22 protein-coding genes are annotated in these 23397 nt (G+C 58.9%); 3 read left to right on the plus strand and 19 right to left on the minus strand.

The features are described from left to right. Positions 1-47 precede the first annotated feature (47 nt). The 13 genes from rnc to AC1RMF_RS09210 all read right to left on the minus strand — a co-directional run bounded on the left by rnc (position 48) and on the right by AC1RMF_RS09210 (position 12849). Entirely contained in the window at positions 48-701 is a 654-nt protein-coding gene (gene rnc / locus AC1RMF_RS09150) for a ribonuclease III (protein ID WP_446737913.1), read from the minus strand. A 34-nt stretch (positions 702-735) separates the two neighbouring features. After that, entirely contained in the window at positions 736-1092 is a 357-nt protein-coding gene (locus AC1RMF_RS09155) for a DUF4845 domain-containing protein (protein ID WP_342616876.1), read from the minus strand. 18 nt (positions 1093-1110) lie between these two features. After that, positions 1111-2076, minus strand: coding sequence for a signal peptidase I (gene lepB, locus AC1RMF_RS09160; RefSeq protein WP_493141207.1), 966 nt, complete (start codon positions 2074-2076; stop codon positions 1111-1113). Next, the gene (gene lepA, locus AC1RMF_RS09165; RefSeq protein WP_493141208.1) at positions 2076-3887 is read right to left on the minus strand and encodes a translation elongation factor 4; all 1812 of its coding nucleotides are present in this window, start codon (positions 3885-3887) and stop codon (positions 2076-2078) included. The genes lepB and lepA overlap by 1 nt, the downstream gene beginning before the upstream one ends. A gap of 489 nt (positions 3888-4376) precedes the next feature. Continuing rightward, positions 4377-5849 (minus strand): DegQ family serine endoprotease, encoded by a 1473-nt coding sequence (locus AC1RMF_RS09170; protein ID WP_493141209.1) that lies wholly within the window; start codon positions 5847-5849, stop codon positions 4377-4379. A gap of 565 nt (positions 5850-6414) precedes the next feature. Further along, entirely contained in the window at positions 6415-7659 is a 1245-nt protein-coding gene (gene fabF, locus AC1RMF_RS09175) for a beta-ketoacyl-ACP synthase II (RefSeq protein ID WP_342616872.1), read from the minus strand. A 135-nt stretch (positions 7660-7794) separates the two neighbouring features. Continuing rightward, positions 7795-8034: an acyl carrier protein gene (acpP, locus tag AC1RMF_RS09180; protein ID WP_087496857.1), complete on the minus strand. Its 240-nt coding sequence runs from the start codon at positions 8032-8034 to the stop codon at positions 7795-7797. 99 nt (positions 8035-8133) lie between these two features. After that, positions 8134-8880 carry a 3-oxoacyl-ACP reductase FabG gene (gene fabG / locus AC1RMF_RS09185; RefSeq protein WP_493141210.1) on the minus strand — a complete coding sequence of 249 codons (747 nt, stop codon included), beginning with the start codon at positions 8878-8880 and terminating at the stop codon, positions 8134-8136. Next, positions 8877-9827, minus strand: coding sequence for an ACP S-malonyltransferase (fabD, locus tag AC1RMF_RS09190; RefSeq protein WP_493141211.1), 951 nt, complete (start codon positions 9825-9827; stop codon positions 8877-8879). The genes fabG and fabD overlap by 4 nt, the downstream gene beginning before the upstream one ends. Before the next feature lie 50 nt (positions 9828-9877). Beyond that, on the minus strand, positions 9878-10855 hold the full coding sequence (locus tag AC1RMF_RS09195) for a beta-ketoacyl-ACP synthase III (RefSeq protein ID WP_342616869.1): 978 nt from the start codon (positions 10853-10855) through the stop codon (positions 9878-9880). 27 nt (positions 10856-10882) lie between these two features. Continuing rightward, a complete protein-coding gene (gene plsX / locus AC1RMF_RS09200; protein ID WP_342616868.1) occupies positions 10883-11908 on the minus strand; it encodes a phosphate acyltransferase PlsX in 1026 nt (341 codons plus the stop codon). A 100-nt stretch (positions 11909-12008) separates the two neighbouring features. Then, positions 12009-12191: a 50S ribosomal protein L32 gene (gene rpmF, locus AC1RMF_RS09205; RefSeq protein WP_301019432.1), complete on the minus strand. Its 183-nt coding sequence runs from the start codon at positions 12189-12191 to the stop codon at positions 12009-12011. Positions 12192-12300: 109 nt separating this feature from the next. After that, positions 12301-12849 (minus strand): YceD family protein, encoded by a 549-nt coding sequence (locus AC1RMF_RS09210; RefSeq protein WP_342616867.1) that lies wholly within the window; start codon positions 12847-12849, stop codon positions 12301-12303. A 25-nt stretch (positions 12850-12874) separates the two neighbouring features. On the opposite strand from AC1RMF_RS09210, the gene AC1RMF_RS09215 reads away from it, so the two are divergent. Together AC1RMF_RS09215 and AC1RMF_RS09220 are read left to right on the plus strand one after the other, a co-directional pair. Further along, positions 12875-13471: a Maf family nucleotide pyrophosphatase gene (locus tag AC1RMF_RS09215; protein WP_493141212.1), complete on the plus strand. Its 597-nt coding sequence runs from the start codon at positions 12875-12877 to the stop codon at positions 13469-13471. A gap of 14 nt (positions 13472-13485) precedes the next feature. After that, on the plus strand, positions 13486-14277 hold the full coding sequence (locus tag AC1RMF_RS09220) for an SAM-dependent methyltransferase (RefSeq protein WP_493141213.1): 792 nt from the start codon (positions 13486-13488) through the stop codon (positions 14275-14277). Between the two features lie 3 nt (positions 14278-14280). On the opposite strand, the gene AC1RMF_RS09225 is transcribed toward AC1RMF_RS09220, so the two are convergent. From AC1RMF_RS09225 to AC1RMF_RS09240, 4 genes are read right to left on the minus strand one after another with little or no spacing between them, the layout of a single operon-like run. Then, on the minus strand, positions 14281-15273 hold the full coding sequence (locus AC1RMF_RS09225; RefSeq protein ID WP_493141214.1) for a S49 family peptidase: 993 nt from the start codon (positions 15271-15273) through the stop codon (positions 14281-14283). Between the two features lies 1 nt (position 15274). After that, a complete protein-coding gene (locus tag AC1RMF_RS09230; RefSeq protein WP_342616863.1) occupies positions 15275-15655 on the minus strand; it encodes a Rieske (2Fe-2S) protein in 381 nt (126 codons plus the stop codon). Between the two features lie 13 nt (positions 15656-15668). Next, positions 15669-16346 (minus strand): HAD family hydrolase, encoded by a 678-nt coding sequence (locus AC1RMF_RS09235; protein ID WP_342616862.1) that lies wholly within the window; start codon positions 16344-16346, stop codon positions 15669-15671. A gap of 12 nt (positions 16347-16358) precedes the next feature. Continuing rightward, on the minus strand, positions 16359-17357 hold the full coding sequence (locus tag AC1RMF_RS09240) for an RluA family pseudouridine synthase (protein ID WP_493141215.1): 999 nt from the start codon (positions 17355-17357) through the stop codon (positions 16359-16361). A gap of 554 nt (positions 17358-17911) precedes the next feature. Here AC1RMF_RS09240 and AC1RMF_RS09245 point away from each other — a divergent pair. Then, the gene (locus tag AC1RMF_RS09245; protein ID WP_493141216.1) at positions 17912-20872 is read left to right on the plus strand and encodes an Rne/Rng family ribonuclease; all 2961 of its coding nucleotides are present in this window, start codon (positions 17912-17914) and stop codon (positions 20870-20872) included. Positions 20873-20961: 89 nt separating this feature from the next. Here the strand turns inward: AC1RMF_RS09245 and AC1RMF_RS09250 are convergent, their stop codons facing one another. Together AC1RMF_RS09250 and AC1RMF_RS09255 are read right to left on the minus strand one after the other, a co-directional pair. Then, positions 20962-22038: a GGDEF domain-containing protein gene (locus AC1RMF_RS09250; protein ID WP_493141217.1), complete on the minus strand. Its 1077-nt coding sequence runs from the start codon at positions 22036-22038 to the stop codon at positions 20962-20964. A 67-nt stretch (positions 22039-22105) separates the two neighbouring features. Then, a complete protein-coding gene (locus tag AC1RMF_RS09255) occupies positions 22106-23395 on the minus strand; it encodes a heme biosynthesis HemY N-terminal domain-containing protein (protein ID WP_493141218.1) in 1290 nt (429 codons plus the stop codon). Positions 23396-23397 lie beyond the last annotated feature (2 nt).

Below are 23397 nucleotides of genomic sequence, written 5' to 3' on the forward strand. Positions count from 1 at the left end.
TGCTGGTGCTTTGGTGGCGGACTTGGTGGATGGTTTCTTGGGAGCGTTCATGTTGGGTATTTGGTTTGAAGTGTTTGCAACATGGCTGTGGCAGCAGCCTGCTCCCCGGCACGGCGTGAGCCGCCAATACCGCGTTCAGACAGTCGGAGTTCAGGTATTTCGCACTCCACGTCAAAGGTTTGTTTATGCGCGGCGCCCAAGGTGCCTACGACCTTGTACACCGGCAGTTTCATCTTGCGCCCTTGCAGCCATTCCTGCAAGGCCGTCTTGGCATCCTTGCCAATGGCGTCCATCTGTGGGTTGATTTCTACCGCGTTGAAGAGGCGATAGACCAGTTCCTGCGCCTTGCCGTAACCGGCATCGAGATAGACCGCGCCGATGATGGCTTCCAGTGCATCCGCGAGGATGGAGGGGCGCTTCTGCCCACCGGAACGGACCTCGCCTTCCCCCAGGCGCAGCAGGTCGGGAAGCCCCAACTCCACGGCCAGTTGATGCAAGGTCTCTTGCTTGACGAGATTGGCCCTCACGCGGGACAAGTCACCCTCGGCAAGCTTGTCCAGACGGGAATACAGCAGGGCCGAAATCGCCAGTCCCAGGACCGAGTCGCCCAGAAACTCCAGACGCTCGTAGTGATCAGACGAAAAGCTGCGGTGCGTCAACGCACGGGAAAGCAGGGACGGATTGGCAAATTGATGTTGCAAGCGCCGCTGCAACTCCTGAAGACTATCAGCCACCTTATTTGGATTGACCTTCGTACTTCATGGTCAGAAAGGCCGGCCCAACCAGATGAATCTCCCGTTGGTAGCTGAACGCCACCACGACCTTGTCGCCTTGTTTGCTGATGTCCAGATCCTTGCCGCGGATGGACTTGATGTCGTTGATATCGGCATTCTTGTCGAAAATCATGCGGATTTCGGCAGGCGTCGAGCCGTCCGTCGCGGCCTTCTGCGCCGCTTTCTGCACATTCATGTATTCAATGGCCGTAGGGAATACCTGCGCAATGACCACGCCGGCCATTGCCAGTACCGCGGCTACAAAGAGCAGACCGATGAAGGAAATACCACGTTGCTTGGACGGAAGCTGTTCAGACATTTATCTTTCCCCGCAATATCAATTGAAGAAACCAATCCGCTTGGGATGGCTGAAGTTCATCCATATGAATATGGCCTTACCCACAATATTTTCATCGGGTACAAACCCCCAATAGCGCGAATCCATGGAATTGTCGCGATTGTCGCCCATCATGAAGTACTGTCCCGGTGGCACCTTGCAGGTCACGCCCTCAATGGTATAGCTGCATCCCTCACGTCCGGCAAACTGATCTGCACCCGGAACAAACGCGGGCCGGTCGTCGTCGTTGAGGATGCGGTGTTTTACACCCCCCAGCACTTCCTCGTAGTGCTTGAAGTACCGCATGGAGTCCTCGTCGAAGAACTCGGGGATCGCAGCGGTGGGTTGCACCACACCGTTGATGGTGAGCCGCTTGTTCAGATAGGCCACCGTGTCGCCCGGAACGCCCACCACCCGCTTGATGTAATCCAGACTGGGCTTTGGCGGATAGCGAAACACCATGACATCACCGCGTTGTGGCTTGTTGCCCTCGGTGATCTTCTTGTTGAGTACCGGCAGGCGCAGACCATAAGTGAACTTGTTCACCAGAATCAGGTCACCCACCAGCAGGGTCGGAATCATGGAACCCGAAGGAATCTTGAATGGCTCAAACAGGAAAGAGCGCAACAGGAACACCGTGATGATCACTGGGAACAGTCCTGCCGTCCAATCCAGCCACCAGGGCTGCATCAGCAAACGCACTTTGGCTTCCGACACATCGCCATCCACCTGGGCAATGCCCATCTTGGCGAGCTCGGCCCGACGCTGTGCATCATTGGCCTCCAAAGCTGCCACTGCGGCTTTGCGAAGGGGCAGGAAATAGAAGCGCTCGGCCAGCCAGTAGGCTCCGGTTACCAGCGATGCAAGAAATAGGAGCAGCGCAAAGTTGCCGTCAACAAGGCCAAAGTACCAGGATGCGGCATACAGCACAAAGGCGCCCAGAATGGCGGAGGTCAAGGCTTGCATCAATCTTCCACCTGCAGAATGGCCAGGAACGCTTCCTGGGGAACTTCAACCGAACCAATTTGCTTCATGCGTTTCTTGCCTGCTTTTTGTTTTTCAAGGAGCTTGCGCTTGCGGGAAATGTCGCCGCCATAGCACTTGGCGAGCACATTCTTGCGCAACGCCTTGATTGTCTCACGGGCAATGATGTTGGCACCAATGGCCGCCTGGATGGCGACATCGTACATCTGACGCGAAATGATCTCGCGCATCTTGGCCACCACCGCGCGGCCGCGATACTGCGACTGCGAACGGTGCACGATGATGGACAGGGCATCCACCTTGTCGCCGTTGAGCAGGATGTCGACCTTGACCACATCAGACGCGCGGTACTCCTTGAACTCGTAGTCCATGGACGCGTAACCGCGGCTGACTGATTTGAGCTTGTCAAAGAAGTCCAGCACGATTTCACCCAAGGGCATCTCATAGGTGAGCACCACCTGACGGCCCTTGTAGGCCATGTTCAGCTGCACTCCGCGCTTCTGGTTGGCCAGCGTCATCACCACGCCCACATACTCCTGCGGCATGTACAGGTGTACGGTCACGATGGGTTCGCGGATTTCAGCCGTCTTGCCGACATCGGGCATCTTGGACGGGTTCTCCACCATGATGACTTCGCCGTCACTCTTCATGACCTGGTACACCACGCTGGGGGCGGTGGTGATCAGGTCCTGATCAAACTCGCGCTCCAGACGTTCCTGCACGATCTCCATGTGCAAGAGCCCGAGGAAGCCGCAGCGGAATCCAAAACCCAAGGCCTGTGACACTTCCGGCTCGTAGTGCAGGGATGCATCGTTGAGCTTGAGCTTTTCCAGGGCATCACGCAGCGAGTCGTATTCACTGGCCTCCGTCGGATACAAACCGGCAAACACCTGCGGCTGAATTTCCTTGAAGCCGGGCAGTGGTTCGGTAGCGGTAAACGCCGCACCACCGGTACCCCCCTTGATCAAGGTGACGGTATCGCCCACCTTGGCAGCTTGCAGTTCCTTGATGCCGGCAATGATGTAACCCACCTCGCCCGCCTCCAGCGATTCGCGTGGTTGGTTGGCGGGAGTGAACACGCCCAGGTTATCCGCGTTGTAGGTCGCACCGGAGGCCATCATCTTGATGCGCTCGCCCTTGGCCAGACGTCCATCGACCACCCGCACCAGCATCACCACACCCACGTAGCTGTCGAACCAGCTATCGATGATCATGGCGCGCAGGGGGCCATCCGGATTTCCGCGGGGTGCAGGGATCTTGGCAACGATGGCTTCAAGAATTTCATCCACACCCATCCCGCTTTTTGCGGAGCATGGAATTGCCTCACTGGCATCGATGCCGATTACGTCTTCGATCTCGGACTTCGCTGCCTCCGGATCTGCCTGCGGCAAATCCATCTTGTTCAACACCGGCAGCACTTCCACACCCAGGTCGAGTGCGGTGTAGCAGTTTGCAACGGTCTGCGCCTCCACACCCTGGCTTGCATCGACGACCAGTAGTGCACCTTCGCATGCAGACAGTGAGCGACTCACTTCATACGAGAAGTCCACATGTCCCGGCGTGTCGATCAGATTGAGGTTGTAGACCTTGCCATCACGTGCCTTGTATTTAAGCGCTGCTGTCTGCGCCTTGATGGTTATCCCACGCTCTTTTTCGATATCCATCGAGTCCAGAACCTGGGCTTCCATTTGCCGATCTTCAAGTCCACCACAACGCTGTATCAAGCGGTCTGCCAACGTGGATTTGCCGTGATCAATATGCGCAATGATCGAGAAATTTCTGATGTGATTCATCAAGGGAGAGCTTCAAGTGATTGAATTAAAACGGTCAGACAAGAAAAAAGGGCGCGTCCGGTTTGGACGCGCCCTGAACCAACAATCTTTTGGCAACTGCGAAAGTTGGAACTTCATTGTAGGCAAAAAGTCCGGGATTCACAGCCAAAAAATTCGAAGAAAAACAGAGTTGTGAGTCCACAACATAAATCTTATGCACAAGTTATTCACAAAACAGGGCGGTGCTTAAAGGACAACATGTGGGCGAACTGTGGATCGCCTGTGGGATCCTGAAAAACATCCCATATCATGGACTTTCAGGTCCTCTTTATAGCCAAACCATCCTTGTTTAGTGCTCCATTCTAACCAAAACGGGCTAACCACCTTGTTAAGTTAGCGTTTGCCTACATAGCTGATGGCGGCAGGCCCCGCGTAAAAATTCTGTTCCTGGGGCAAAAAAACAACCCCATACCCCGCTTGGGCATGGGGTCGTGTCACCGTGACGTCACCTTATTTGACAGCCTTCAAGATCGCATACTGCGTCCAGTCACCACGACGGAACAGGATGCTCAAGGGCTTGGATTTGTCGAACTTGGAGATCACCGCATCAAAGTCCTTGACGCTCAATACCTCCACATTGGCAGCAGCAAGAATGACATCTCCTTCACGCAATCCTGCGCGGGCTGCAGCGTCGGAAACGGAGTCCACCCGCACTCCACCCTTGACGGAGAGCTCCTTCTTTTGCGCATCGGTCAGTTCCACGACGGTCAAGCCAAAGGACTGCGCCGCGGTGGAGGCCTTGGGTTTTTCTTCCTTGCCAGGCAACGCCTTGGCAATCGGCTTGTCTGCTTCCACTTCAGCAACCACAACACTCAGATCGCGCGTGGCACCGCGGCGAAATACCGTGACGGTGCTCCTGGAGCCTGGCTTGGTGCCGCCAACGATACGCGGCAGGTCACTGGATTTGTCGATCTGCTTGCCATCAAACTTGGTGATGATGTCGCCAGCCTCGATACCACCTTTGTCTGCCGGAGCGCCGGGCTCTACGCTACGCACCAGAGCACCAATGGGCTTGCCAAGACCGATGGACTCGGCAACCTCTTTGCTGACCTGATCGATCTGAACGCCAATACGGCCACGGGACACCCGCCCGGTCGCGCGCAGTTGATCGCTCACGCGAATGGCTTCATCCATGGGGATGGCGAAGGAAATGCCCATAAAGCCGCCAGAGCGCGAATAGATCTGGCTATTGATGCCAATCACTTCACCGCGCATGTTGATCAGGGGACCGCCCGAATTGCCAGGATTGATGGCGACATCGGTCTGGATGAAAGGCAGGTAGTCGCCCGTATCACGCGACTTGGCACTCACAATGCCCGCGGTCACGGTGTTCTCCAGCCCGAACGGAGAGCCAATGGCCATCACCCACTCCCCTACCCGCAAACGGCCCACGTCGCCTACCTTCACGGCGGGCAAGCCGGTCGCCTCGATTTTCACCAAGGCCACATCGGAGCGCGCATCGGCACCGATGATCTTGGCCTTGAACTCACGCTTGTCAGTCAACGTAACCAGCACCTCATCGGCCCCATCCACCACGTGGGCATTGGTCATGATCAGGCCGTCCGTTGAGAGAATGAAGCCCGAACCAACGCCCTTGGGCTGATCCTCTTCCTGAGGCTGTTGCGGCTGGCTCTTCTTTGGCGCCTGTTTGGGAATGTTGGGGAGCGGCAGACCAAAACGACGGAAGAATTCCAGCATCTCCTCCTCACCTGGAGCGCCTTGCTGTGAGCGAATGGCTACCTTTTCCGTGGTTCTGATATTCACCACGGACGGGCCGACCTGCTCCACCAGGTCCGTGAAGTCTGGCAGGGTGCGCGACTGCGCCTGGGCCGACTGCACCGGAAGTACCATAACCGAGAATGAAGCAGCAATACCCATTGCCGCCAAGACTGTTCGCAACGTGCCCAAAATCCGAATGTTCATTGTGTATTTCCAATCTTGAGAAAAAAGGCGAATGCCCGCAAATACAGCCTTATGTAGGGTTGCATGGATTGTCTGCAAGAGCCTTTACAAAACGATTACCGAAGTGATTCAGCGGCGTCCTGACCTCTACCAGACCTGTCGCAGACAACAGCTCTTCGAAACGCAAGCCAACGAGAATCCATCGCCTGCGACTGTAGCCACAACCAGTGGACTTTACCGGTCGTGTCTTGCATACGCAGCAATACCCGACGCTGCAAATCCAGCACGCAGGTCACGTGCCTAACCTTCTGGTCTTCAAAACCGGACCAATACCAATGCTCACCGTCCCAGCGCAGCATGCCAGATCTGCCTTTGCGTTGGACCACAACGGCATACAGCACACTTCCCAGAAAGACCAGCATTAAGGTCGCAGCGCGAATGCCCCAAGGCTGCAATACGAGATAAAGGGTCACCACAAGCCCGCCGCACGCGATCCAAAGGACCAGAAAATGCAAACGCCAGGCCGCGGGCCCGACGTTCCAACTGACAGCAGGAGCCCGATGCATGGGCCTTGCGCAATAGTGATCTAGATGCGCTTGAAGACCAGGGAACCGTTGGTTCCGCCAAAGCCGAAGTTGTTCTTCAGTGCCACGTCGATACGCATGTCCCGCGCTGTATTGGCGCAGTAGTCCAGGTCGCACTCAGGGTCCTGATTGAACAGGTTGATCGTTGGCGGGCTCTTCTGATGGTAGATGGACAGGATCGTCACGACTGACTCCAGTCCGCCGGCACCACCCAGCAAGTGGCCTGTCATGGACTTCGTGGAGTTCACCACGACCTTCTTGGCCGCATCACCCAAAGCGGCCTTGATGGCGTTGCTCTCGTTGATGTCGCCCAACGGCGTGGAAGTTCCATGGGCGTTGAGATAGTCGATCTGGTCGCCGTTCACGCCAGCATTGCGCATGGCGTTGACCATCGCGCGGCGCGGACCATCCATATTGGGAGCAGTCATGTGGCCGGCATCCGCACTCATGCCGAAGCCTGCCAATTCTGCGTAGATGCGCGCGCCACGTGCCTTGGCATGCTCGTACTCTTCCAGAACCACAACGCCACCGCCTTCACCCAGGACAAAACCATCACGGTCCTTGTCCCAGGGACGCGAAGCAGTGGCCGGATCATCGTTGCGGGTGCTGAGTGCGCGCATGGATGCGAAGCCGCCCACTCCCAGAGGAGACACCGTGGCTTCGGAACCGCCTGCAATCATCACATCGGCGTCACCATACTCAATCATCCGACCAGCTTCACCAATGCAGTGCAGGCCGGTCGTGCAAGCGGTGACGATGGCAATGTTGGGTCCCTTGAAGCCGAAACGCATCGATACATGACCGGAGGTCATGTTGATGATGGAGGCAGGAACAAAGAAGGGGGAAATACGGCGAGGTCCACGTGCCGTGTATTCGGCATGCGTGCTCTCGATAAGAGGTAAGCCACCGATGCCGGAGCCAATCACACAACCGATTCGGGTTGCCTCTTCTTCGCCCAGAGCGTCGCCAGTGGGCAAGCCCGCATCGTTAACGGCCTGAACGGCGGCGGCGATACCGTAATGGATAAAGGTATCCATCGTTCGCGCCTCCTTGGAGTTCATGTACGAGTCCAAGTCGAAGTTACGCACCTCGCCAGCGATCTGGCAGGAAAAGGCAGATGCATCGAACTTGGAAATCGTGCCAATGCCGGACTTGCCAGCAAGCAGATTGGCCCAGGCCTCAGGAACCGTATTACCTACGGGACTGATGCATCCCAAACCAGTGACAACAACGCGACGACGGGCCATAGAAATCAGGTTTCAGCAGTTTGTCAAAGAAACTCCGCCTGACGGCGGGCAAAGGTGCAAAAGAAATGGGCCCGACCGTCTGATGGTTTCACCAGATCTTCAGGCCCATGCGCTAACGCCGCAGCAAGAGACCTATCAGGCCTTCTTGTGCGTATTGGCGTAGTCGATGGCGTTTTGCACGGTCGTGATTTTTTCAGCGTCTTCGTCGGGAATTTCAATTCCAAACTCGTCTTCCAAAGCCATCACCAGTTCCACTGTGTCCAGAGAATCGGCACCCAGATCGGCCACGAATGCCTTTTCGTTGGTGACTTGAGATTCTTCAACACCGAGTTGCTCGGCAATGATTTTTTTGACGCGTACTTCGATATCGCTCATGTGTTCCCTCTGAGGGTTGTAAAAGAATCCGAGATTTTACCCCGTCGGGGATGGTTCCCCAACCGGGCTGCCGAACGGACTAATCGGCTTATGAAAATACTACATATACATGCCGCCGTTAACGTGCAATTCCTGCCCGGTAACGTAAGCGGCTTCAGGCGAAGCAAGGTAACACACTGCATGGGCAATGTCGGAAGGTTTACCCAGATGCCCGACAGCAATCTGGGTCAGCAAGGCCTTGTGCTGTTCTTTGCCCAGACCTGCCGTCATATCGGTTTCAATGAAGCCAGGCGCCACACAGTTAACCGTGATGTTGCGTGAACCCAGCTCCTTGGCCAATGCACGGGTCATCCCGGCTACACCCGCCTTGGCAGCAGCGTAATTGGCTTGCCCCGCGTTTCCGGAAGCCCCCACCACCGAGGTGATGTTAACGATGCGCCCGTAGCGCTGCTTCATCATGGTGCGCATCACGGCGCGACTCATGCGGAACACGCCCTTGAGATTGGTGTCCAGCACCGCATCCCAGTCTTCGTCCTTCATGCGCATGGCCAGCGTGTCTCGGGTGATGCCGGCGTTGTTCACCAGCACGTGCAGACCGCCCAGCTCCTTCGTCACGGCATCCACCAGCGCGTCGCCTGCGGCACCATCCGTCACATTCAGCGTGCGGCCATCGCATCCCGCAAATCCGGACAAGGCCTCACGAATGGCGGCAGCGCCTGCATCGGTCGTCGCGGTACCAACGACCTTGAATCCCTTGCGTGCCAGTTCCAGCGCTATTGCAGCACCAATGCCTCGGGACGCACCCGTCACCAGCGCAACTTGCGCTCCTACTTGGGCATCGCTCATGCCAAGACTCCTTTTGCTTCTTCCAAGGTTGCCGGATCAAACAGCGCTGCACCGGTCATTTCCGCGTCGATACGCTTGACCATGCCTGCCAGCACCTTGCCGGGCCCACATTCCACCACATGGCTGATGCCACGCGCCTTGATGGTCTGAACACATTCCACCCACCGTACCGGACCAAAGGCCTGGCGGTACAGTGCGTCACGGATTGCATCCGGCTGGGTTTGCACTGCAACGTCAATGTTGTTGATCAGCGCGATTTTCGGCTCGAGGATTTCGATTTCTGCCAGACGGACGCGCAATTTTTCTGCGGCTGGCTTCATCAGGCTGGAGTGAAAAGGGGCAGACACCGGCAGCGGCAAAGCGCGCTTGGCGCCGTTGGCCTTGAGCACTTCACAAGCCTTTTCCACGGCAGCCTTGCTGCCAGCAATCACGGTTTGTGCCGGATCATTGAAATTCACCGCCTGTACAACTTCGGCAGAGCCCGCTCCAAAGGACGCGGTAACTTCGGCGCAACCGGATGCAACACGCGCAGCATCCATACCCAGGATGGCCGCCATGGCGCCGGTGCCTACCGGCACGGCATCCTGCATGGCTTGGGCACGCAGGCGCACCAGAGGGGCGGCCTGCGACAGGGTCAGAGAACCTGCCGCAACCAAAGCCGAATACTCGCCCAGCGAATGTCCAGCCACCACATCGGGCTGCACTCCGATTTCGGTCATCCATACGCGGTACGCCGCCACCGCCGCGACCAGCATCACCGGCTGGGTGTTGGTGGTGAGTGCCAGCGCCTCCTTGGGACCTTCGTGTATTAGCTTGGGCACATCTTCTCCCAGCGCATCTGAGGCCTCCTGCAATGTGCTTGCAACCACAGGATGGTCACCCCATCCATCGAGCATGCCCACCGACTGCGAACCTTGACCGGGAAAAACAAATGCAAATTTCTTCATGGCAATTCAAAAATGATGGCCCGGTCAGCGCCGGGCATTGACGAAGAAGCTCAGAACTTCAGAACCACAGCGCCCCAGGTGAAGCCGCCTCCAACGCCTTCCAGCAGAAGGGTTTGACCAGGCTTGACCTGACCCGAACGTACCGCGCTGTCCAAAGCCAGCGGGATGGACGCAGCCGATGTGTTGCCATGCTGGTCCACAGTCACAACCACTTTGTCCAAAGGCACCCTGAGCTTGCGGGCGGTACTTTGCATGATGCGGATATTGGCCTGATGGGGAATCAGCCAGTCGACATCGGCACCCGATAGCTCCGCCTTGGCCAAAGCGGCGCGCGCTGTGTCTTCCAGCACGCCGACGGCCAATTTGAAAACCGCCTGACCGTCCATCTTCAGCAGAGGGTCACCCAGGATATGGCCACCAGAAACGTGCCCGGGGACACACAGAATGCCGACGTGCTTGCCATCAGCATGCAGGTCGCTGGCCAAGATGCCTGGCGTGTCTGAAGCTTCGAGAACCACAGCACCAGCGCCATCGCCAAACAGCACACAGGTCGTGCGGTCGGTGAAATCCAGAATGCGGGAGAACACTTCCGCACCAATGACCAATGCCTTGGTGGCAGCACCTGTGCGAATCATGGAGTCGGCCACGCTCAGGGCGTACACAAATCCACAGCACACGGCCTGCAGATCAAACGCTGCACCACCTGCCGCACCCAGCTTGTTCTGCAATATGCAAGCCGTGGAGGGAAACACCATATCCGGCGTGCTGGTAGCCACGATGATCAGATCGATCTCCTGGGCGGTTCGGCCCGCCGCGGCCAAGGCGCTCTTGGCAGCTTCCAAAGCCAGATCGCTGCTGAACACGCCGTCCGCCGCAAAATGGCGTGCCCGAATTCCGGTGCGCTCGACAATCCATTCATCCGAGGACTCAACGCCCTTGGCGGCCAATTCGGCCACCAGATCCGCATTGGTCAGTCGGCGGGGAGGCAGATAGCTGCCGGTGCCTGTAATTCGCGAATATCGTGTCATGGGTATGTGGAAAGACTTCCGTTCAAATCACGATGTGGCCACGGGCGCCGTCAAAAGCGCCGCTGCTTTGGCTATACGAACCTGAACGCGGTCCAACAAGTTGTTTCGGGCAGCATCATACGCGCGGTTCAACGCATTCACGAAGGCCAATTGGTCTGCCGACCCGTGGCTTTTGAAAACCAGCCCGCGCAATCCTAGCAGCGCAGCGCCGTTGTAACGGCGGTGATCCACACGTCTTTTCAGCGCACTCAGCACCGAATAAGCAGCAACTGCTGCCAATTTGGTAAAAATATTCTTGGAAAATTCGGCCTTCAGAAACCCCGAAATCATTGAAGCCAGACCTTCGCTGGTCTTGAGCGCCACGTTTCCAACAAAGCCGTCGCAAACCACGATGTCCACCACACCCTTGAAGATGTCGTTGCCTTCAACGTTGCCGTAAAAATTGAGATCGCCAGAATTGCCGGCGGACCGCAGCAATTCGCCTGCGCGCTTGATCACTTCATTGCCCTTGATTGCCTCTTCGCCGATGTTGAGCAAACCAACAGAGGGCGACTCTACGTCGTTCAAGACCGACACCAAGGCCGACCCCATCACGGCGAACTGCAGCAGGTGCTCGGCGCTGCAGTCCACGTTGGCCCCCAGGTCCAGCACCGTGGTCGCACCACCGGTGGCATTGGGAATCTGGCCCGCAATCGCGGGGCGCTCGATGCCGTCCAGCGTTTTCAGCACGTAGCGCGATATGGCCATCAATGCGCCCGTGTTGCCTGCCGAAACGGCAGCCTGGGCGGCACCATCCTTGACTTGCTGGACCGCAATGCGCATGGACGAGTCCTTCTTGCGGCGCAAGGCAATTTCCAGCGGGTCATCCATGGTAACCACTTCACTGGCAGCGACAACAGTAGCGCGTGGATGCGAAAACCCCGAGAGTGCCTCGGGCAAACCGACCATCACCAAGCGGGCTTGCGGATGCGCATCCAGAAACTGGGTGCAGGCCGGCAGCGTCACCTTGGGGCCATGGTCGCCACCCATGCAGTCAACAGCTATGGTTATCACGGAGATGTCTCAAATAGGTCTCATTAGCCGGCGAAATTCGCCATAAAAAAAGCCCGTCGCTACAGGTGTGTAGCTTCGGGCTTCGCTGGAAGCGCTGGGATCAGGCTTCGGATTTGGTCTTCAACACCTTGCGACCACGGTAGAAACCGGTGGGGCTGATGTGGTGACGCAGGTGAGTTTCGCCAGTGGTCGGCTCAACGGCGATTCCGGGCACAACCAGAGCGTTGTGCGAACGGTGCATACCGCGCTTGGAAGGAGATTTCTTGTTTTGTTGAACGGCCATTTTCGGCTCCTGGGCAATGGGTGCTGCACAGGTTGCAACACTTTGAGGTTGGTAAAAACGCGGCTGGTTCCGCACGCGAAGCTTCAGATTATAGCCTATTCCTGTGCTTTCAGCCAGCATCCTTTTTCTTGAGTTGCTGCAGCACGGCAAATGGACTGGGCTTTTCCTCGGGCGGCTCCTCGAAGTCGGGGTCCGCAGCCTGCAATTTGACGGGTTCCGGACACACTTCATGCATGGGAACCAACGGCGTGGCCAACAGCAACTCGTCTTCAATCAGTTCCAGCAGGTTGAAGGACTTGCTCAGCACCAGCACATCCTCTTCGGACTCCTCATCTTCCACTTCGGCCAGATGTTCGGACGCCACAAAGCGGAAATCCCGCTCGAATTCCACCGGCATATCCACCGGCCCCAGACAGCGCTGGCACACCAAAGCCAGTGAGGCCTGTGCCGACAAATGCACCCAAGGCTCATCCAGACCTGCTGCGTCCGTACGCACTTCCCCGCGCGCTGAGTAGGTGACAAATGTTTCACCTCCCACGCCCTGACTCTGATCCATCAAACGTTCGAAATGGCTCAGTTGTTCTTCACCAGCCAAGGTACCTGCAGCCTTTGCGAAGGCGGCAATGTGCAAGTGCTGTGGTGCAAATTCATGTTTCATGGGGTCAGTGTAAGAGAATCGGGGAATGCAACCTTCCAAGAACAGAAAACTCATTCTGGGCTCCACATCGGCCTATCGACGCGAGCTCCTCGAACGCCTGCACGTTCCATTTACCGTGGAATCGCCCCATGTCGATGAGACACCATTGGCCGGTGAAAACCCGGCCTCACTGGCGCAAAGACTGGCTCTGGCCAAGGCCATGGCGGTTGCCGACCGGTTTGCGCAGGCCATTGTGATCGGCTCCGACCAGGTGGCCGATCTGGACGGATTGCCACTGGGCAAACCGGGTACCCATGAGCGCGCCGTCCTGCAATTGCAACAGATGTCCGGCAAGGTGGTGGTATTCCAAACGGCGGTCGCGGTTGTCTGCAAGGAAAGCGGTTTCCAGCAACAGTCGCTTGCAGCGGTGCGGGTGAAGTTCCGCAACCTCAGTGCGTCGGAAATTGAAAACTATCTGCGTGCGGAGGAGCCTTATGACTGTGCAGGCAGTGCCAAGAGCGAAGGGCTGGGGATCGCCCTGCTTGAAAGCATTGAGAATGATGACCCCACAGCCCTGGTGGGGCTGCCACTGATCCGCACCGCGACCATGTTGCGTGCGGCAGGCCTGGATTTGCTGGCTTGACCGGCCCCGACCCCATGAACTCCCCAAATCCGGCAACCGGCGCCCAGCAACACACCGGCACGCTCTATCTGGTCCCGGCACCGCTTGACTTTGGTTGCGACGAAATCGTGGCCCTAGGCGCGTCCATGCCTGCAGGAACCTTGCAAGTAGCATCCGGCATCAGCCACTGGATTTGCGAAAACGCCAAATCCACGCGTGCCTACCTCAAACGCATTCACGAAACACACCCCCTGTGCCTGCCGCTTCAGTCCATGCAACTGCAGGAACTGCCGCGCGAAGTGCACAAGAAGGGGGACCACGGCGGCGGCTTTGATGCCCGCCATATGCTGCAACCTGCGCTGACCGGCAATGCCATGGGCCTGGTCAGCGAAGCCGGTATGCCTGCCATTGCAGACCCGGGCTCATCCGTGGTGCGGGCCGCACACGATCTGGGAATTCCCGTCGTGCCGCTGGTGGGGCCCGTGTCGCTGCTGCTGGCACTGGCGGCCAGTGGACTCAACGGCCAAAGTTTTGCCTTCGTGGGCTATGTGCCAGCTACACCCGCAGAGCGGGCACAAAAAATTCGGGAGCTGGAGTCGCTGGCGCTCAAAACCGGTCAGACCCAAATCTTCATTGAAACGCCCTACCGCAATGCCGCGCTGCTGCAAACCTTGTTGCAGAGCCTCCAGCACAACACACGCCTAGCTACGGCAAGCGGCCTTACGCTGCCCGGCGCGCACTGCCACAGTGATTTAGTGAAAAACTGGAAAAACAAACCGTGGGCGCTGGACAACAGCATCCCGACGGTATTTGCGATCGGGCGCTGAGCGTCAGCGCAACGACGGCGTCAGTTTCAGGGCGTGTACCGAACCTTCACCAATGGAGGCACCAAAGCGTTTGACCAAACGTTCTGCAACGTTGTCGCGGCGGGTGTAATCGACCAGGTCCTCTGCCTTGACCACCTCACGGGCCACGTAATCCAGATTGCCCAACTGATCGACCAGCCCCATTTCCACGGCCTGCTGACCTGTCCAGAACAGACCGCTGAAGGTTTCCGGCGTTTCCTTCAGGCGATTGCCTCGTCCCGCCTTGACCACGCCGATGAACTGCTGGTGAATCTGGTCCAGCATGGTCTGGGCGTAGGCGCGCTGCTTTTCGGTTTGCGGGCTGAACGGGTCCAGAAAACCCTTGTTTTCACCGGCGGTCATCAGTCGACGCTCGACGCCGAGCTTGTCCATCAGACCGGTAAAACCAAAGCCATCCATGAGCACCCCGATGCTGCCCACGATGCTGGCCTTGTCCACAAAAATCTTGTCGGCTCCTGATGCAATGTAGTAAGCCGCAGAGGCACACATCTCCTCCACCACTGCATACACGGGCTTGTGGTATTTGGCCTTGAGGCGGTGGATTTCGTCGTTGATGATGCCCGCCTGCACCGGGCTTCCACCAGGCGAGTTGATCAACAGCACCACCGCCTGGGTCCCCGAATCTTCAAAGGCACTACGCATGGAGGACACCACCTGCTCCGCGCTGGCATCTCCACCTGCCGCAATTTCACCCTTGATCTCAATGACTGCGGTATGGGGTTTAGACACATCCGCAGGTGCTGCACCACGCTCCCAGCCAAACCACGCCACCGCAGCGACAAAGACCAGCCATGCAATGCGAATGCCGTTGCGCCATCTGCGAGCCTGGCGCTGCTCTATCAGCGTCGCCATCGCCAGCCTTTCCAGGGTGGCACGCTCCCAGGCCGCAGCCGTGCCCGGGATTGCGCTGGAGTTGGTGTCTGTATCGTTGCCGCTGGGGAGATTTGGCTCGGTCATGTCAGAAATTCACGGGGTGTAGTTGAGGTGCAGTATGCCAGTGCACCACGCCATCACGCTCGGAGACCTCAATCTTGACCAGTCCACCCCGGCAAGGCCCGCCTTGGCAGGCGCCGGTCCGGGGGCTGTAGGTGGCACCGTGGGTGGCGCAAATGAGCCAGTGGCCGGTCAGATCGAAAAAACGGTTGGGCTGGTAATCCATTTCCATGGGTACGTGGGAACAGCGGTTGAGGTAGGCGTATACCTGCGCGTCATAGCGGATGGCAAACGCCAGACAGGTCTGCCCGCAATACACCACGTCAAAAGGCACGGCCTCGCCACTGTTGACCAGATCCTGCGAGTTGCATAGCGGGATCACCTGCGGTTCAAAAGTATCAGCCATGGCCTTAGTTACCTCAGGCGTGCGTCAGCAGCCATTGCCGCAGTTCTGCCACCGAGTGCGCGACAAAACGTGGCGCAAGTGGCTCAAACGCCGAATGGTCATGGGCACCGTAACTCACGCCCACGCTGGCGCAGCCTGCATTCAAGGCGAGCTGCAGGTCGTGGGTGGTGTCGCCCACCATCAGGGTACGCTCAGGCGCTACATCCAACTCGGCCATCAACTCCTGCAACATCAGCGGATGCGGTTTGCCCGCAGTCTCGTCCGCCGTACGGGAGGCATCAAAAAGGCCTTTTAATTCGTCCCGTGCCAATGCTTCATCCAGACCACGCCGGCTTTTGCCTGTGGCCACCGCCAGAAAATGTTGGCGTTGCTTGAGCGCGTGCAGCATGGGAATCACGCCCTCGAACAGGCTGATGTCATGCTGACGGGCGGTGTAATGGAATTTGTAACGCTCACCCAGCAAAGGGTACTTCTCCGGGGCAACATCGGGGGCAGCATGTGCCAAGGCGGCCATCAGGCCCATGCCGATGACGTAGGACGCGTCCGTGTCGCTGGGCACCGTTCCGCCCACGTCCCGCACCGCGGCCTGAATGCAGCGGGTGATGATGGCAGTGGAGTCGAACAAGGTGCCGTCCCAGTCGAAGGCAATCAGGTCGAATTGGCGCCGTCTGGCGGATACTGCTTGGGTCATGGGAATCTGGCGCTAGGCGGTTGGCGGGAGTACCTGCCGCACAAAGGCGGAAAGGTCAGCTGGCAATTCTGCCCGCAATTCCAAGCGCTCGCCGCTGGCGGGGTGATTGCACGCAAAACGCCAGGCATGCAGGAACATGCGCTTCAGACTTCCAGGGCCATTGCCGCGCGCCAGTTCCTTGTTGACCTCAAAGTTGCCGTATTTGTCGTCTCCCAGAATGGGCATACCTTCGGAGGCCAGGTGCACTCGGATCTGATGCGTGCGCCCGGTCTTGATGGTGACCTCCAGCAGGGAATAGGCATGTGCAGCTTGCGGTTCCGTGGTGGCACGCACCTTGACCAATGACAGCGAAGGCATGCCGTCCGGATCGTCCTTGGCCACAACCTTGACGCGGCGTTCCCCTTCCGCGGCGCCGTCTTTTGCCGCCAGCAGGTACTTGTGCAGCGGTTTGTCCAACACCTTGAGGCGCTCTGGCCAGATACCCAGCACCATGGCCAGGTAGGTCTTGCCGGTCTCACGGTCACGGAACTGGTCTTGCAGGTTTTTCAAGGCGCTACGTTTCTTGGCAATCAGCAATATTCCCGAGGTTTCCCGGTCCAGGCGGTGTACCAGCTCCAGAAACCGGGCCTGCGGTCTGGCCATGCGCAGCTGCTCGATCACGCCAAAGCTCACCCCCGAGCCGCCGTGTACCGCGACCCCGGCAGGCTTGTTGATCGCCAGAAAGTAGTCGTCTTCGAACAGCACCGGAAAGTCCTTGGCCGGCACAAAGCCCCCGCCCTTGCCGGCTGTAGACGCCATGGCCTGGGCTTTTTCTTCGGCACGCTCCGACAGCCGGATCGGCGGAATCCGCACCAGGTCACCGGTCTGGACGCGCGAGTCTGCGGCCACACGCCCTTTGTTGATACGCACTTCGCCACTGCGGATGATGCGGTACACGTGGGTCTTGGGCACGCCCTTGAGCTGGCGCATCAGGAAGTTATCCAGGCGTTGGCCCGCGGAATCTTCGTCCACGGTCAGTGTTTTGGATTGGGGGGCGGAAGAATCCGGTTTGCCCCCTATAATGTGTTTCACTAGCGACGCGCTGTAAGTGGTTGATTTAGCTGGAGTTTAGTCCAGACCCCATTTTCAGTAGCGCTGGAAGGTCGATGCCGCCGCCTTGGCCAGCCTGTAAATCATCCGCCACCTGCGTGTGATGGCAGTCTGCAAAGCGGTCAATCCGACGAATTGAAACCCTGATACGGAATACCCCAAGTTTGCAAGCCCACGGTTTGCAAACGGATAAAAACGAGATGTTTGTGTTGTGGAGACTGTTGTGCATGTGCCTGCGGTGCGTTTTCGCACCGAGGGAAACCATGCGTCGGATCCCAGCCCCCCTGAAGATGGAGTCATCTGCTTTCCGTCCGAAAGCATATGCACAGACGCACCCCCTCGTTCCCATCCACGCGCCTACGCTTCGACACCTCGTGTAAATCGAAGTTCTCCGGCAATTCCTCCTCACTTCAGTTCGTCTGCCAGGCATCGTTAGCCCATTTTGGGCATGTTGAAACTGAAGAAGGACGCACTCCATGAAACGGATGCTTATCAACGCCACGCAGGCTGAAGAACGCCGCCTGGCCATTGTCGATGGACAAAAACTCCTCGACTACGAAATCGAAATCGAAGGGCGCGAGCAGCGCAAGGGCAATATCTACAAAGCGGTGGTCACCCGCGTAGAGCCTTCCCTGGAAGCCTGCTTTGTGGACTACGGCGAAGACCGCCACGGCTTTCTGCCCTTCAAGGAAATCTCCAAACAATTCTTCCAACAAGGCGTGTCCGCAGGCAATGCCCGCATCCAGGACGCCATCCGCGAAGGCCAGGAACTGCTGGTCCAGGTGGAAAAGGAAGAACGCGGCAACAAGGGTGCCGCCCTCACCACCTTCATCAGCTTGGCCGGCCGCTATGTGGTGCTGATGCCCAACAACCCCCGTGGTGGTGGCGTATCGCGCCGCATCGAGGGCGATGACCGTGCCGAACTCAAGGAAGCACTGGACCAGCTCGAATACCCCAACGGCATGAGCATCATCGCGCGCACCGCCGGCATCGGCCGCAGCGCCCCTGAATTGCAATGGGACCTGAACTACCTGCTCAAACTCTGGTCCGCCATCGATGGCGCCGCCAAGGGCGCCAAGGGCGCGTTCCTGATTTACCAGGAGTCCAGCCTGGTGATCCGCGCCATCCGCGACTACTTCAACCACGACATCGGCGACATCCTGATCGACACCGATGACGTGTACGAACAGGCCCAGCAGTTCATGGCCCACGTCATGCCCGAACACGCAGCCCGCGTGAAGCGCTACCGTGATGATGCCCCGCTGTTCAGCCGCTTCCAGATCGAACACCAGATCGAATCCGCCTACGCCCGCACGGTGCAACTGCCCTCCGGCGGTGCCATCGTGATCGACCATACCGAGGCTTTGGTTTCGGTGGACGTGAACTCGGCCCGCGCCATCAAGGGCGGCGACATCGAGGAAACCGCAACACGTACCAACCTGGAAGCTGCTGACGAAGTAGCCCGCCAGATGCGCTTGCGTGACTTGGGTGGCCTGATCGTGATCGACTTTATCGACATGGAAGAGTCCCGCAACCGCCGCGAAGTGGAAAACCGCTTGCGCGATGCGCTGCGTCAGGACCGCGCCCGTGTGCAGTTCGGCACCATCAGCAAATTCGGCCTGATGGAAATGAGCCGCCAGCGTCTGCGCCCCGCCCTGTCGGAAGGTGCTTCGATTCCCTGCCCGCGCTGCGGCGGTTCCGGCCATATCCGCGATACCGAATCCAGCGCCCTGCAGATCCTGCGCATCATCCAGGAGGAGTCGCTCAAGGACAACACCGCATCCGTGCTGTGCCAGGTGCCTGTGGACGTAGCTTCCTTCCTGCTCAACGAGAAGCGCACCGAGATCGCCAAAATCGAGCTCAAGCAACGCATCAACGTGCTGATGGTTCCCAACAAGACGCTGGAAACCCCCAACTACAAGCTCGAGCGCCTCAAGCACGACGACCCCCGTCTGGACAACATCGAAGCCAGCTACAAGATGGCCGACGAGATGGAAGACCCCACGGGCGTCACCCGTCGCTCGCAAGAGCCCACCAACAAGCAGACCCCGGTGATCAAGGGCGTGCTGCCCGATGCGCCGGCTCCTGTTGCGCCACCCAAGCCCGAAGTGCCCAAGGCACCGGTGGAAGCCGTCAAACCGGTGGCCCCCGTGGCAGCACCGGCACCTGCCGGTTTCTTCGGCTGGATCAAGTCCCTGTTCGGTGCTGACGCACCTGCACCTGCTGCGCCGGTTGCAGCTCCCGTCGCCAAACCGGAGGAAAAGCGCGAGCCACGCAATCCACGTGACGGTGCCCGAGGTGGACGCAATGGCGGACCACGCGGCGAAGGCCGCAGTGATCGCCCGGAAGGTCAACGCAATGAGGGCCGTGGAGAAGGCGGACGCGGTGAAGGCCGCAACCGTGGCGGACGCGGTGGACGCAACGAGCGTTCCGGCGGCGCACAACGCGAGCGCTTCGATGCCGAAGGCAAACCGGTAGTCGTGGAAGGCGTGGGCCTGGAACAAGCCAGTGCGGCTGCGAACCAGGAAAACGGCAACAGGGAGCCACGCCCCGAACGTACGCCCCGCAACGAGCGTGGCGACCGTGGCAACCGCAACAACCGCCCCGAACGCGCGGAACCTGTAGAAGCCGACGCCCGTAACGGCGAACGTGAAGAGAATCGCGACGGCAACCGCAACGAGGCTGGCGAAGGAGCTGAAGGCGCTCGCGGTGAAGGTCGCGGCAACCGTGGTGGTCGCGGCGGACGTGGCCGTGGTGGCGACCGCGGCCCCCGTCCTGATGCGGCAAACGCGCCCGTTGAAGGCCAAGGCGAGCCAACAGCCGTGGCACCGGTCGAAGGAAATGCCGCTATGGATGCGGAATCCGGTGAGCGCCGTAATAGCACCGGAGAACCACGCGAAAAGCGCTCACGCGACCGTTATGGCCGTGACCGCGGTCCCCGTGGCGAACGCGCTCCGCGCCAGGAAAATGCCGACCAGCAGCCAGCAAATGAGGTGCAAGGCAGTTACTTTTCCACACCAGAGGCCCCGGCAGCTGTCGTTGCCGCGCCAGCCGCTGTTGCGGAAGCTGCGCCCGCAGTCGTAGTCGCGCCGTCGCCGGTTGCTGCGCCTGTAGCACCAGCCGCTGCCGCAGTGCCCGAGACCAGTAGTGTGGCAGCCGTTGCAACGGAAAGCGCCATGCCCAAGGTGACGGCCTATGCGCTGCCCAAGGACGAGTTGATCCAGGTCGCCCAAAGTTCGGGACTGCAATGGGTGAACTCCGACCCGGAGCGTGTTGCCCAGGTGCAGGCCGCCATTGCGGCAGAGCCCCAGCCTGTGCATGTGCCACGCGAGCGCCCCGCTCCCGTGGTGCTTGACGAGGGTCCATTGATCCTGGTGGAAACCAAACGCGATCTGCGCAACCTGACGTTGCCGTTCGAAGAAACCACGCAGGCATAAGAAGCCGCGCAACGAAAAAAGGGCACGCGAGTGCCCTTTTTTTATGGCCGATACGCACCCGAGCCCGGATGCCTCTGCACGCAACCGCGCTAGAAAATGTCCACTGCTCCTACGTTGACCGTGTCGCCCAGCAAGCCCCTGCGCACCAGATCCCCATAGCTGAAGACCTGATTACCGCCGGAGTGCTGACCGTAGTCAACGCCGCGTTCCGCACGCTCCAGGGCGGTGCTGGGTGAATCGTCCGCCGTGATGCGGGTAAAGCCGCCACAGGCCGTGAGGTGCCCGGCCTGGGGAAAATTGAACTTCTCAATGTTGGCACGGCAACGCTCGAAAGCGGCCAGCACCAGCGGCTCTTCCGGGCAATGCATCAGCACCGCAAACTGCTCGCCGCCCAGGCGATAGATGCGGTCATAGGTGCGGAACGTGTTGTTGAGAATGCGCGCCACCAGCAGCAGCACTTCCTCGGCGATCAAGTGGCCATGCTTCTCGCCCACGGCATTGAAGTGGTCCACGCTGATAGTGCCCAGCCAGTAATTGGGGGGCACACGATGGCGACGCTCTTGACCCGGCGCAACCTTGGCGTCGCGCTGCGGGCTGATGGCGCCCGCCACTTCGTCCAACTCTTCCAGCACCGCGCTGTAAAACGTGTCATCCAACGCCTTGCGATTGAGCAGGCCGGTCAGGCCATCGCGGTCACTGAAGGCCAGCAGATGGAACATGTTGCGAAACACGTGCAGCAATATGTCAATCGTCTGCAGCTCGGATTCCGTCAGCGCCTTGGGCGAATGGATTTCGAGCACGCCATCCACCTCCGAGCGTGAACTCTCAAAGGTCGGGATATAGGTGATTCGGGGGCCCGCGTCACCGGCCAATGCGACTTCGATGTTTTCATGCGTTTCGATGCAACGCAGGCGCTGGATTTCATCTTCCAACAAGGGGAGTTTTTCAAAATCCACACGCAGAGGGTCTGCCACCATGCCGCCACCCCGGGCGTCCAGCGTAGCGATCTGCATCCATCGCCGGACTCCCTCCTCGCTGATGACTTTTGCCACTACGACCCGTTGCAAAGGCAGCAGGTCAATGAGCGCTTTTGACAGCGTCAATTCCAGCAAATCCCTGTCTCTGTGGTCGGTGAGTTTGATGATGTGTTGGACTAGTGTTCCCATCGGAACATGATAGCCCTGAAAGCTGCGCACGTCACCCTGGCAAATACTGCCGAAACACCCGCCTGGCTCAGTTTCTGGCCGCTTCTTTGAGGGCCTGGCGGTAGGCCTGTGTTGCCGCCTCGGCGTCTTGGCGCTGCTCGGCAATTTCCGCCAGCGCGCTCCACGCATCGCGCTTGAGCGCCGCATCCTGTTGCAGCGCCAGCGACTGTTTGAGCAACTGCTGCGCCTTGCCCCACAGACTCAGACGCATACAAACCATCCCGGCAAGGTACTGCAAGGCGGCATCGCGCGGATTGGCTATCTGGGCGGATTCAATGCGTGACAGCCACTGCGCATCCGGCGACTGCGATTGAACCGAAAAACCCGACTCAAGCAGACGGACCAAACGGATCTTCTGGCCTTCATTCAAGCTATCGGGCCGCTCCAGCATGGCGTTCCACACGGGCAGCAACCAGTCGCGCGACATAGCCGGTTCGCCACCTTGATCCAGCAGGCGCTGCGCCGCCCGCAAGGCAACATCCGGCAGCACCCGCTCCACCTGCTCCAGGCCATCCCATGCGCGTTGCAATTGCACCGAGTCATGCGCCGTATTCAAATGCTCAATGGCGAGTCCTTGCGAAATGCTGCGTCCAGCCACCTCGGTAAAGGCGCGGTGTTTGGTCAACAACCTGGCCATTTCCAGAGCCTGCAGTGGTCTGCCAGCCATACGGGCTGCCTTGAAGCGCAGGCGCAAGGCCAAGGTACGGCGGGAGGCGCCCTGCGGCATCAGGTCCAGCCACTCCAGCGATTTGACCGCCTCGCGGTCATCCAGCGCCCAGCGCGCTGCACGCAAGTGCACGCCGTCCCGCAGTTCCTGCGCGTTGAGGGCCATGGCGTGATCCAGCGCCTGGTTCAGGTATTTTTCGCGCAAGGTACGGTCATTCAGCGCATGGGCACTCTCGGCAGCCAGCAGGCAGGCCAATGCCCGCAGGCGATCCGCGTAGGACAGCGGTTCCCCGGTAAGCGTCACCGACTCTTCCAAGGACACCACCAACTCTGCTGCCTTGCGTGCCCGGATATAGCGGCCGCTGATCAGATGCGAGAAGGAGTCCAGCAAAGCAGTCTGAATGGCACGTTCCTTTTGTTGCAGACGCCAACGCCGGGCCTGCTGGGGGATGCCGAAAAAAGCAGACAGCGTGCGCAAGGCCAGATGCAATGTCACAAACACCAGTGCCAGCCCCAGAAGGAACAGATTCAGGGAAACATCAACCCGGTAAGGCGGCCAGAACAGGGTGACCGTTCCGGGGTTGTTGCCAGCGAACAGCGCCAGCGCAGCTGCCACCGCAAAGAGTCCCATCAACCACAAGGCACTGCGCATGG

Source organism: Rhodoferax sp. GW822-FHT04A08, from assembly GCF_058801025.1.

What these genes read in the sequence shown, in the direction of transcription:
- fabF (WP_342616872.1), bottom strand. Translation starts at nt 7,659, where the DNA reads ATGGCCCGTCGTCGCGTTGTTGTCACTGGTTTGGGATGCATCAGTCCC.
- AC1RMF_RS09245 (WP_493141216.1), top strand. Translation starts at nt 17,912, where the DNA reads ATGAAACGGATGCTTATCAACGCCACGCAGGCTGAAGAACGCCGCCTG.
- lepB (WP_493141207.1), bottom strand. Translation starts at nt 2,076, where the DNA reads ATGCAAGCCTTGACCTCCGCCATTCTGGGCGCCTTTGTGCTGTATGCC.
- AC1RMF_RS09235 (WP_342616862.1), bottom strand. Translation starts at nt 16,346, where the DNA reads ATGACCCAAGCAGTATCCGCCAGACGGCGCCAATTCGACCTGATTGCC.
- AC1RMF_RS09215 (WP_493141212.1), top strand. Translation starts at nt 12,875, where the DNA reads ATGCAACCTTCCAAGAACAGAAAACTCATTCTGGGCTCCACATCGGCC.
- fabG (WP_493141210.1), bottom strand. Translation starts at nt 8,880, where the DNA reads ATGAGCGATGCCCAAGTAGGAGCGCAAGTTGCGCTGGTGACGGGTGCG.
- AC1RMF_RS09255 (WP_493141218.1), bottom strand. Translation starts at nt 23,395, where the DNA reads ATGCGCAGTGCCTTGTGGTTGATGGGACTCTTTGCGGTGGCAGCTGCG.
- AC1RMF_RS09225 (WP_493141214.1), bottom strand. Translation starts at nt 15,273, where the DNA reads ATGACCGAGCCAAATCTCCCCAGCGGCAACGATACAGACACCAACTCC.
- AC1RMF_RS09230 (WP_342616863.1), bottom strand. Translation starts at nt 15,655, where the DNA reads ATGGCTGATACTTTTGAACCGCAGGTGATCCCGCTATGCAACTCGCAG.
- acpP (WP_087496857.1), bottom strand. Translation starts at nt 8,034, where the DNA reads ATGAGCGATATCGAAGTACGCGTCAAAAAAATCATTGCCGAGCAACTC.
- lepA (WP_493141208.1), bottom strand. Translation starts at nt 3,887, where the DNA reads ATGAATCACATCAGAAATTTCTCGATCATTGCGCATATTGATCACGGC.
- AC1RMF_RS09155 (WP_342616876.1), bottom strand. Translation starts at nt 1,092, where the DNA reads ATGTCTGAACAGCTTCCGTCCAAGCAACGTGGTATTTCCTTCATCGGT.
- AC1RMF_RS09195 (WP_342616869.1), bottom strand. Translation starts at nt 10,855, where the DNA reads ATGACACGATATTCGCGAATTACAGGCACCGGCAGCTATCTGCCTCCC.
- AC1RMF_RS09250 (WP_493141217.1), bottom strand. Translation starts at nt 22,038, where the DNA reads ATGGGAACACTAGTCCAACACATCATCAAACTCACCGACCACAGAGAC.
- AC1RMF_RS09170 (WP_493141209.1), bottom strand. Translation starts at nt 5,849, where the DNA reads ATGAACATTCGGATTTTGGGCACGTTGCGAACAGTCTTGGCGGCAATG.
- AC1RMF_RS09220 (WP_493141213.1), top strand. Translation starts at nt 13,486, where the DNA reads ATGAACTCCCCAAATCCGGCAACCGGCGCCCAGCAACACACCGGCACG.
- rpmF (WP_301019432.1), bottom strand. Translation starts at nt 12,191, where the DNA reads ATGGCCGTTCAACAAAACAAGAAATCTCCTTCCAAGCGCGGTATGCAC.
- fabD (WP_493141211.1), bottom strand. Translation starts at nt 9,827, where the DNA reads ATGAAGAAATTTGCATTTGTTTTTCCCGGTCAAGGTTCGCAGTCGGTG.
- AC1RMF_RS09210 (WP_342616867.1), bottom strand. Translation starts at nt 12,849, where the DNA reads ATGAAACATGAATTTGCACCACAGCACTTGCACATTGCCGCCTTCGCA.